The organism is Acidobacteriota bacterium, assembly GCA_035471785.1.
GTDB lineage: Bacteria > Acidobacteriota > UBA6911 > RPQK01 > DATIPO01 > JANQFM01.
Window position 1 is genome coordinate 18327 of record DATIPQ010000076.1, and the last position, 9241, is coordinate 27567.

A 9241-nucleotide genomic window follows, 5' to 3' on the forward strand; every position below is an offset into this window, starting at 1 on the left:
TTCAGCTTCCTGTCTCCCCTCGGCAGCCCTCCTGCCATGTGGTAACGTGGGATTCACCACGGTATTCGTTCCCCCCCTGAGAATCCGGAGAGAGGAAAAGACCATGTCAGCAAACAGCCGCATTTGCACCTTGATACTCGTGGCCTGCCTGAGCCTGCCCCTGATGGCCGCAAATCCCGATCAGAACCAGGCCCCCTATCTGCTCCAGCAGCCGACCTTGAGCCGCACCCATATCGTCTTCGTATTCGCCGACGACTTGTGGATCGTGGAAAGGCAGGGGGGCGATGCCCAGCGTCTGACCGCCGGAGAGGGGGAGGAGGCTGAACCTTACTTCTCGCCCGATGGGCGCCGGGTGGCGTTCACGGGAAACTACGACGGCAACACCGACGTCTTCGTGGTGCCCGCCGAGGGTGGAATTCCCAAACGTCTGACTTTCCATCCAGGCAGTGACACGGTTCGCGGCTGGACGCCCGACGGGGACGCGGTGCTCTTCACCTCCACGAGAAACGGCATCCATCCCCGTCAGGGACGGCTTTTCACCATCTCCGCCGCTGGAGGCATGCCCCGGCAGGTCCCTTTGCCTACGGCCTTTTTCGGAGCCTTTTCTCCCGATGGCGGACGCATGGCTTACGATCCTCGCGCCGGAGCCTATCAGACCTGGAAGCGCTACCGGGGCGGCAGGACCTCCACCATCTGGGTGGCCGATCTGAGCGATTCCTCGGTCAGCGAGATCCCCAGGGAAGACTGGAACGACTTCCATCCCATGTGGCTGGGCGACAAGATCTACTTCCTCTCCGACCGCGACGGATACGTCACGCTCTATTCCTACCATCCCTCTTCCGAGAAGACTGAACGCTGTTTCGAACACCGCGGATTCGATCTCAAGTGGGCTTCGGCGGGACCCGACGCCATCGTCTTCGAGCAGTTCGGCTCGGTGGGGATCTATGATCCGTCCGATGGAAGCGTGAGCGAGGTTCCCATTACCGTGCGCGGCGATCTGCCTTCGGTGCGGCCCCGCTTCGAGAAAGTGGGCGGCGCCATCATGGCGGCCGACATTTCGCCCACCGGGAAGCGGGCTCTCTTTTCCGCCCGCGGCGATATCCTCACGGTGCCGGCCGAGAAGGGAGACGTACGCAACCTGACCCGCTCCAGCGGGGTGGCCGACCGCGATCCTTCCTGGTCGCCCGACGGACGTTGGATCGCCTACTTTTCGGACGCCTCGGGAGAGTATCAGCTTCACCTGGAAGACCAGACGGGGCGTCAGGAGCTGCGCAAGATCGCCCTCTCCGACAACCCTTCTTTCTACTATGCACCCGTGTGGTCGCCGGACAGCCGTTTCCTGGCCTATTCCGACAAGGCGCTCAATCTGTGGATCCTGGACATAGACAGCGGCACGTCCATGCACGTCGACAAGACCTCTTATCGCGGACCGATCCCCTCGCTCGATCCGTCCTGGTCGCCGGACAGCCGCTGGCTGGTGTACACCAAGCAGTTGCCCAGCCATGTCCACGCCGTTTTCGTGTACGACCGCGAGAACGGCACCAGCCACCAGGTCACCGACGGTCTCAGCGACGCCCGCTATGCCGCGTTCGACCAAGGCGGACGGCACATTTTCTTTACCGCCAGCACCGACATCGGCCCCACGCTGGGCTGGGGCGAAATGTCCAGCCTCAGCCGTCCCGTGACGCGCAGCATCTACGTCATGGTGCTGCGGGCCGACGACCCCTCGCCGCTGGCTCCCGAGAGCGACGAAGAAGCCGTGGCCGAGGCCGAGGGCGATGAAGATGAGGAGATGGAAGAAGACATGTCCGAAGAGGGCGAGCCGATGCAGGAGGAAGAGCCGGAGGCATCAGCGGAAGAGGAGGACGAAAAAAGCGTCCGCATCGATTTCGAGGGTCTCGATCAGCGCATTCTCGACCTGCCCATCCCCAACCGCAACATCACCGATTTGCAGGCCGGCGCCGCGGGACAGATCTTCTACACGGTGGGTCCCGACGTTACCCCCACCCCCTTCGGAGGCGGACCACAGACCATCTACCGCTTCGACCTCGAATCGCGCAAGCCCGAGCAGTTCGTGGAGGGCGCCTCGGGCTTCGCCATTTCGCACGACCGCAAGAAGATGCTGCTGGTGCAGGGCAACAACTGGTCCATCGTGGACACGGCGCGTCCGCCCAAGCCGGGTCAGGGACGGCTCAACCTGAGCGGCCTGGAGGTCCGCGTCGATCCCCGCCGGGAATGGCGCCAGATCTACCGCGAGGTGTGGCGCATCGAACGCGATTTCCTCTACGATCCCGGCGCTCACGGACTCGACCTCGAGCAGGCTGAGCAGACCTACTCGATCTTTCTCGATAACCTCTCCAGCCGCCGCGATCTCAATTACCTGATCTCGGAGATGCTGGGCAACCTGGTGCTGGGGCATACCCGCAACGGCGGAGGCGACATACCCCAGCCCGACCGGGTTTCGGTGGGCCTGCTGGGAGCCGACTTCGAGGACGACGGCCAGGGCATCCGCATCTCGCGCATCTACCGGGGCGAGAACTGGAATCCCGACCTGCGGGCTCCTCTCACCGCCCCCGGAGTGGAAGTGAACGAAGGCGATTATCTGCTGGAGGTCGACGGTCAGCCGGTGGCTTCGGGCGACAACGTCTACAGCTTCTTTCAGAACCGCTCGGGCGAGTCAGTGGTGCTGCGGGTGGGACCCCACCCCGACTCCAGCGACTCGAGGGAAGTCACCGTGCAGCCGACCGGCAGCGATCTGACCCTGCGCCACCGGGCCTGGATCGACTCCAACCGTCGCAAAGTGGCCGAGATGACCGATGGGCGGGCCGGATACGTCTACCTGCCCAACACGGCCCTGGGAGGCTTCACCAACTTCAACCGCTACTACTACGCCCAGACCGGCAGGGACGCCATGGTCATCGACGAGCGGTTCAACGGCGGAGGACTCTTCGCCAACTGGATCGTGGAGCAGATGAAGCGTCCTCTCATCAACTTCTGGGAGATCCGCGACAGCACCACCCTGGTCACTCCCGCGGGACAGGTCTTCGGTCCCAAGGTCATGATCATCAACGAATTCGCCGGCTCGGGCGGCGACTGGATGCCCTGGTACTTCAGCAGAGCCGGTGTGGGCAAATTGGTCGGCAAGCGCACCTGGGGCGGACTGGTGGGCATCTACGGCTTTCCCGGGCTCATCGACGGCGGCGGCGTGACCGCGCCCAACCTGGCCTTCTGGACGCCTGAAGGAGAGTGGCTCATCGAGAACGTGGGCGTTCCCCCCGACATCGACGTCGAGTACGATCCCGCCGCCTGGCGCCAGGGCCGCGACGTGCAGTTGGAGCGGGCCGTCAGAGTGATCATGGAGGAACTGGAACAGAACCCGCCCCCCGAGTATCAGACCCCCGAGTTCCCCGACTACTACCAGAACCACCGCCAACCAGGGGGTGGACAGCGCTGATTTTCATTTCACGCTTTTCTTCAGCGTTCTTTTCCGGCGCGGTTCAAACCCAGGGTGGCGCCGCCGTCTCGCTGACGGCTGACCCTTGTATGTTCAAAGTCAAGTCCGGGCTCGCTGAAGGCGAGCGATTCGTTAGCCCAGGGTCAGTCCCGTGAGCGGAGCGAGGGGGACGCCACCCTGGGTTCAGGGGGTGGAAATCAGGAACACTGAAAGCGTGAGATAAATTGACTCTCTTGTCGCTGACGTCGTCTCTCGGGGTAGAAGCGCAGGCAGAGGGCGGGGAGCACCACCATGTTGAGAAAGGTTGCGCTGAGCAATCCGCCCAAGATGACGATGGCCAAGGGCGACTGGATCTCGTTGCCCGGTTCATGACCCGAGAGGGCCAGGGGAATCAGGGCCAGCCCGGCGGTGAGGGCCGTCATGAGGATGGGGCTGAGCCTTTCCACCGATCCGCGCCGGATGGCCTCTTCCACGGTCGAGCCTTCCGCCACCAGGCTTTCGTAGCGCGACACCAATAGGATGCCGTTGCGGGTGGCGATGCCCAGCAAGGTGATGAAACCCACCATCGAGGCCACGCTCAAGATTCCGCCCCCCGCGTAAACCGCCGCCACTCCGCCGATCAGGGCCAGGGGAAGGTTGGCCATCATCAGGGCGGCCAGGCGGAGGCTGCGGAAGGCCAGGTAGAGGATCAGGTAGATGAAGGTGATGGCCGCGGCCGAGAGCATCATCAGTACCTGGCGGGCTTGCCTTTCGCTCTCGAATTGGCCTCCGTAGACGACGTGGTAGTCCTGGGGCAGGCCGACGTTCTCTTCCACCGCCTGGCGGATGTCCTGGACGGCGCTTCCCAGGTCGCGTCCGGCGATGTTGCACTGGATGACGATCTTGCGCTGGACGTCCTCCCGGCTGATGCGGTTGGGTCCCGAATCGCGGCGGACGTCCGCCAGTTGGGCCAACGGCACTGAGACTCCTCCGGCGCCCGTTACCCGTAGCGAGCCGATGGAGGCGGTGTTGCTCCGAACCTGATCGGAAAAGCGCACCACCAAATCGAGGGAGCGCTGATCTTCAAGCAGCCGCCCTACCGTGTGCCCTCCCAGCCCGGCGTCGACGGCTTGCTGGGCGGCTTTCAGCGAAACCCCGTGACGCCTCAGGGCCTGGCGGTCGAATCGGATCTGAACCTGGGGGACGTGGGCCTGGGGTTCGACTTGAAGGTCCACCACTCCCGGCACGCCTTCCATCACCGCCTCGATGCGCTGAGCCAGGGCCCTCAACGTGAGCAGATCGGGCCCGAAGAGTTTGACCGCTACGGCCGCCTGGGTTCCCGAGAGCATGTGGTCGATGCGGTGCGAGATGGGCTGGCCGATGGCGATCTGAGTGCCTGGAATGAGAGCCAATTGATTGCGCACCCTTTCCAGAAAAGCCCCGTGATCCTCGATGGAAGGGGAGATGCGGACGTCGATCTCGGCTCCGTAGACTTCCTGGGCATGCTCGTCGAGCTCGGCGCGTCCCGTGCGGCGGGCGGTGGAGAGGACTTCGGGCTGAGCCAGCAGGATCTCTTCGGCCCGGCGGCCCAGTTGATCGGATTGCGGCAGGGCGGTGCCAGGAACGGTGGCCATGGTGACGGTCAGCGTCCCCTCGTTGAATTCGGGCAGGAAAGTGGTTCCCAAGAAGGGTACGAAGGCCAGTGAAACGACGACCAGCAAGGCCGAGAGAATCATCACCAGCCAAGGCCTTCTCATGGCCAGCTTGAGCCCGGGCCGGTAGGCGGATTCCAGCTTTTGGATAACCCAGCTCTCGCGGCCTTCCCTGACCAGCCTGGAGAGGGGCAGCAAGTAGGCGCAAAGGGCTGGCGTCACGGTCAGCGCCACCAGCAGCGAGGCTGAAATCGAGACGATGTAGGCCAGACCCAGCGGCCTCAGCATGCGGCCTTCCAATCCCCCCAGGGCAAAGAGGGGAATGAAGACGATGATGACGATGAAGGTGGCGAAGAGGATGGGATAGCGGACTTCGCTGGAGGCCTGGTAGATTACCTGGAGGGCCGTTTCCCGCTCGGCCCCTGGCTTGGCCTGATTCTCCCTGAGCCGGCGAAAGACGTTCTCCACGTCGATGATGGCATCGTCCACCAGGGCCCCGATGGCGATGGCCATGCCTCCCAGGGTCATGGTGTTGATGCCCACGTCCAGCAGGCGGAAGACGAAGACGGTGACGATGAGCGACAGGGGGATGGCCAATACCGAGATCAAGGTCGTCCGCCAACTGAGCAGAAAGAGGAAGAGGATGATCACCACCAGCAGGGCTCCGTCGCGCAGCGCCTCCAGGACGTTGCGGACGGCTACCTGGATGAAGTCGGACTGGCGGAAGATATGGCGCTCGATTTCCAGTCCTGGAGGGAGGTTCAGATCTTGCAGCATCTCGTCGATGCGGCGGGTCAAATCGAGGGTGTCGGCTCCCGGCTGCTTCTGCACCGAGAGGATGACCGCCTCCTCGCCGTTGACGGAAGCGGTACCCCGGCGCGGCTTGGCCCCGATCTTGACCTCGGCGATATGTTCCAGCAGGACCAGGGGCGGGGCTTGGGCCGCGGTAGCAGATAAGTTTGAGGCTGAAGCCGGGAGGGGAGTCTTGGCCAGCGCCTCCAGGTCGCGGGCCCGTCCGATGCCTCTGATCAGGTATTCGCGGCCCGACTCTACGTAAAAGCCTCCCGGAGCGTTGTGCCCGGCGCTTTCCGCTGCTGCCAGCGCCTGCTCAAGGGTCACTCCGTGGTGGCGCATACGCTCGGGATCGAGCAGGATCTGGTACTCGCGGACCTGGCCTCCGATGGGAACCACCTGGGCCACTCCGGGCAGGGCCAGCAGGCGGCGGCGCAAGGTCCAATCGGCCAAAGTGCGCATTTCCATCAGGCGCTCGGAAGGCCCGGTGACAGCGATGAGCAGGATTTCGCCCATGATGGAGGAGATGGGCGCCATGACCGGAGAAGAGGCGTCCTCGGGCAGGGCATTGGTGACCAGTTGAAGCTTCTCCGAGACGATCTGGCGGGCCCGGTAGATGTCCGTCCCCCACTCGAACTCGGTCCACACCACTGAGATGCCGATTCCCGACACCGAGCGCACTCGGCGAACCGAAGTGGCCCCGTTGAGGGTCGTCTCAATGGGAAAGGTGACCAGCGATTCCACTTCCTCCGGGGCCATTCCGTGGGCCTCGGTGAGGACGGTGACGGTGGGTGCGGTCAAATCGGGAAAGACATCGACCGGAAGGTTCAGGGCTACATAGAGTCCGGCCAACAGTGCCAGGAATGCAGCGATCAGCACAACCAAGCGGTGGTGCAGCGATGCTCGAATGAGTCCGTTCAGCATGAGAGATCCATCAAAGTCGTGGGTCCGGTGAGGTGGCTAGTGAGCGTGCCCGTGAGCGGCTGAGGCATCTCCCGCCCGGGCCGCCAGAGCCACCTCGTATGCTCCTTCCACGACCACTCTTTCGCCTTCTTCCAGGCCTTCAATGACCTGCGTCCAGCTTGCGTCGCGGGCTCCCGTACGCACGATGCGGCGGGCGAAAGACTCGCCGCTGACTTGCACGTAGACGACCAACTTGTCGTCCTCGATCAGCACCGCTTGGGAGGGGATCGCCACCGCGGCTGGGGTGTCGTCATCCGTCCGCATGCGGACCTCCAGCAGCATTCCCGCCCTGAGCAGGCCTCCGGGATTGGGAGCCTGCCAGATGACGGGGACCGTCCTGCTGGCGGGATCGACCACGGAACCGACGTCCACCAGGCGGCTCGCCTCAAGCCGAATCTGCTCTCCGCCGGGCAGGTCCAGCAAGGCCCCATTCAGGGCCTTCAAGCGCGGCATCTCGGATTCGCTGACCTGAGCGTTGATCCAGGCCTGATCGAGGTTAATGATGCGGAAGAGCTCCTGGCGGCTGTCGACGGATTGTCCATCGGCGGCTTGCGCAGCCACGATCTTGCCGGTGATGGGCGAATGGAGCGCCAGTCGCTGGTCCAGTTTCTGGGCATCGGTTTGGGCGGTTTGCTTCTGCAGCTGCTGGCGCAGTTGCTGACGGCGGGTCTGAGCCGCCTCCAGCGAGGCCTGATGGATCTCCCTGCGGCTCTGGGCCTCTTCCAGGCGCTTGCGGGGGACGGCCTGCAGCTCCAGCAGCCTCTCCAGCCGCTGGATCTCCTGCCGGGCGGTTTGAAGCCGGCTCTTCTGCTCGGTCACGTCGCTTTCCGCCTGAGCCAGATCGTTGCGCAGGCGCACCAGTGTCTGGCCGGCTTGAATCTGACTGGAGGCCATGGCGATGCGCTCGGCGGGCGTGGGCTCCACCCATCCCAGCAGGGTCCCCTTCCTCACCCGCGAGCCCTGCCGCGGAACGCCCTCGGGCGGTTGGCGGTAGAGGCCCTGCGAGGGAGAGAAGACCGTGCTGTCGAGTCCGCTGGGCGCCGTCACCCGCGCGGGGGCGTTCAGAAAACCCTCGATCCTGCGCTGCTCTGCCAGGGTCGTGGAGAAGTCCACGGTCCACTGCTGCTCCTTGAGAAAGCCGATGGTTCCCTCTTGGGTGTCTTGGCCTTGGGCCGCAAGGGAGGCCGGGTCGTCCTTGGCATGCACGGTCAGCGGCGAGGCCTTGATGGAACCCTTCACGGGACCGCCTTGAATGTCTACTGTCAAAACCAGGGGACCAGGCTCGTCAAAGCTCGTACTCAAGCTGAAGATGCCAGGACGCAGCGGTTCCTCGGCATTGATCCGGCGCAGCTCCCTTCCGGAGCGGGTGAAGATGAAGCTGACCGGCCCTTCAGTGACCGGCCGTGAGCCGTCCAGGATGGTCAGATGGACCAGGAAATCGACGGTTTCGCCGCTCCGGAGGGGAGGGTGTTCCATGAAGAGCTCGAAGCGGTCGTTCCACACCGTATCTGAGAGGGCTTCGTCATCCTCGTCATGACTGTGGCTTTCTTCCCCATGTGAATGATCCTCGCCGTCATGGCTGTGGCCGCAGTTGGAGAGCACAAGTGCCAGAACCGCCAGCAGCAGGGGCCGGGCGAGAGTGGGCGGCGACCATAGTTTCGTCATGCTAGCCTCAATCGACTGGGCCTCCCACGGCTTCCTCAAGGTCGACTCGTGAAAGGCGGGCTTGCAGCAGCAAGGTCTGAAAGTTGAGCGAAGCTTCCAACTGCACCCGCATGGCGTCCAGCAGTTCCAGTAGGCTGGCTTCGCCTTCGCCGTAGGACTGGGCGGTGATCTCGACGATGGTGTCAAGCCGGTCCATGACCGCCTCGCGCAGCCGCTGCACCTCGTCGCGCTGAAAGCTGAAGCGTCTGAAGGCCTCCTCAACCTCTTTGCCGGCCAGGATCTGTCTCCAGCGCAACTCGCTGCGTGCGCTCTCGACTTGGGCCCGGGCCGCGCTGACGGCTCCCCGATTGCGGTCGAAGAGGGGAAGAGGGAAATCGATACCGACATGGAAGGAGTTTTGCCCGAAGTCCCTTTTGAAACCGCCTCCGACGGTTAAGTCCGGCACCTTCTCGGCACGCTGCAGGGCCAGCAAGGCCTGCTTTTCCTCCAACTGGGCTTGCAGGGCCCGCAGGTCGGCCCGCTGCGACAGGGCCAGGCTCCGTAGCGTCTGCAAGGCTTGGCGGGGCTCGTCCAGGAGCCCGGGCTCCTGCAGTTGAGGCGGCGTCGCCGCGGGCCAGTCCGTCCAGGCCGAGAACTCCCTCCAAGCCGCGGCCAGTCCCGTCTCCGCTTCAGCCAATTGCGAGCGGTAACGGATCTCCTCCGCTTCCACTTTCAGGTGAGACAGCCCCGAGACGTC

General features: G+C 64.0%; 4 protein-coding genes. 1 reads left to right on the top strand and 3 read right to left on the bottom strand.

What is annotated here, in order from left to right:
• Positions 1-103: 103 nt before the first annotated feature.
• On the top strand, positions 104-3454 hold the full coding sequence (locus VLU25_10620; protein ID HSR68385.1) for a PDZ domain-containing protein: 3351 nt from the start codon (positions 104-106) through the stop codon (positions 3452-3454).
• Positions 3455-3651: 197 nt separating this feature from the next.
• On the opposite strand, the gene VLU25_10625 is transcribed toward VLU25_10620, so the two are convergent.
• The 3 genes from VLU25_10625 to VLU25_10635 form a co-directional block, all read right to left on the bottom strand.
• Positions 3652-6801, bottom strand: coding sequence for an efflux RND transporter permease subunit (locus tag VLU25_10625; GenBank protein HSR68386.1), 3150 nt, complete (start codon positions 6799-6801; stop codon positions 3652-3654).
• A 36-nt stretch (positions 6802-6837) separates the two neighbouring features.
• The gene (locus tag VLU25_10630) at positions 6838-8505 is read right to left on the bottom strand and encodes an efflux RND transporter periplasmic adaptor subunit (protein ID HSR68387.1); all 1668 of its coding nucleotides are present in this window, start codon (positions 8503-8505) and stop codon (positions 6838-6840) included.
• A gap of 7 nt (positions 8506-8512) precedes the next feature.
• Positions 8513-9241, bottom strand: a 729-nt coding sequence (locus VLU25_10635; GenBank protein ID HSR68388.1) for a TolC family protein, incomplete at its 5' end; no start/stop codon positions are given.

Bases quoted from the DNA above. Each gene is read 5' to 3' on its own strand.
- VLU25_10630 (HSR68387.1), bottom strand. From the start codon at position 8,505: ATGACGAAACTATGGTCGCCGCCCACTCTCGCCCGGCCCCTGCTGCTG.
- VLU25_10620 (HSR68385.1), top strand. From the start codon at position 104: ATGTCAGCAAACAGCCGCATTTGCACCTTGATACTCGTGGCCTGCCTG.
- VLU25_10625 (HSR68386.1), bottom strand. From the start codon at position 6,801: ATGCTGAACGGACTCATTCGAGCATCGCTGCACCACCGCTTGGTTGTG.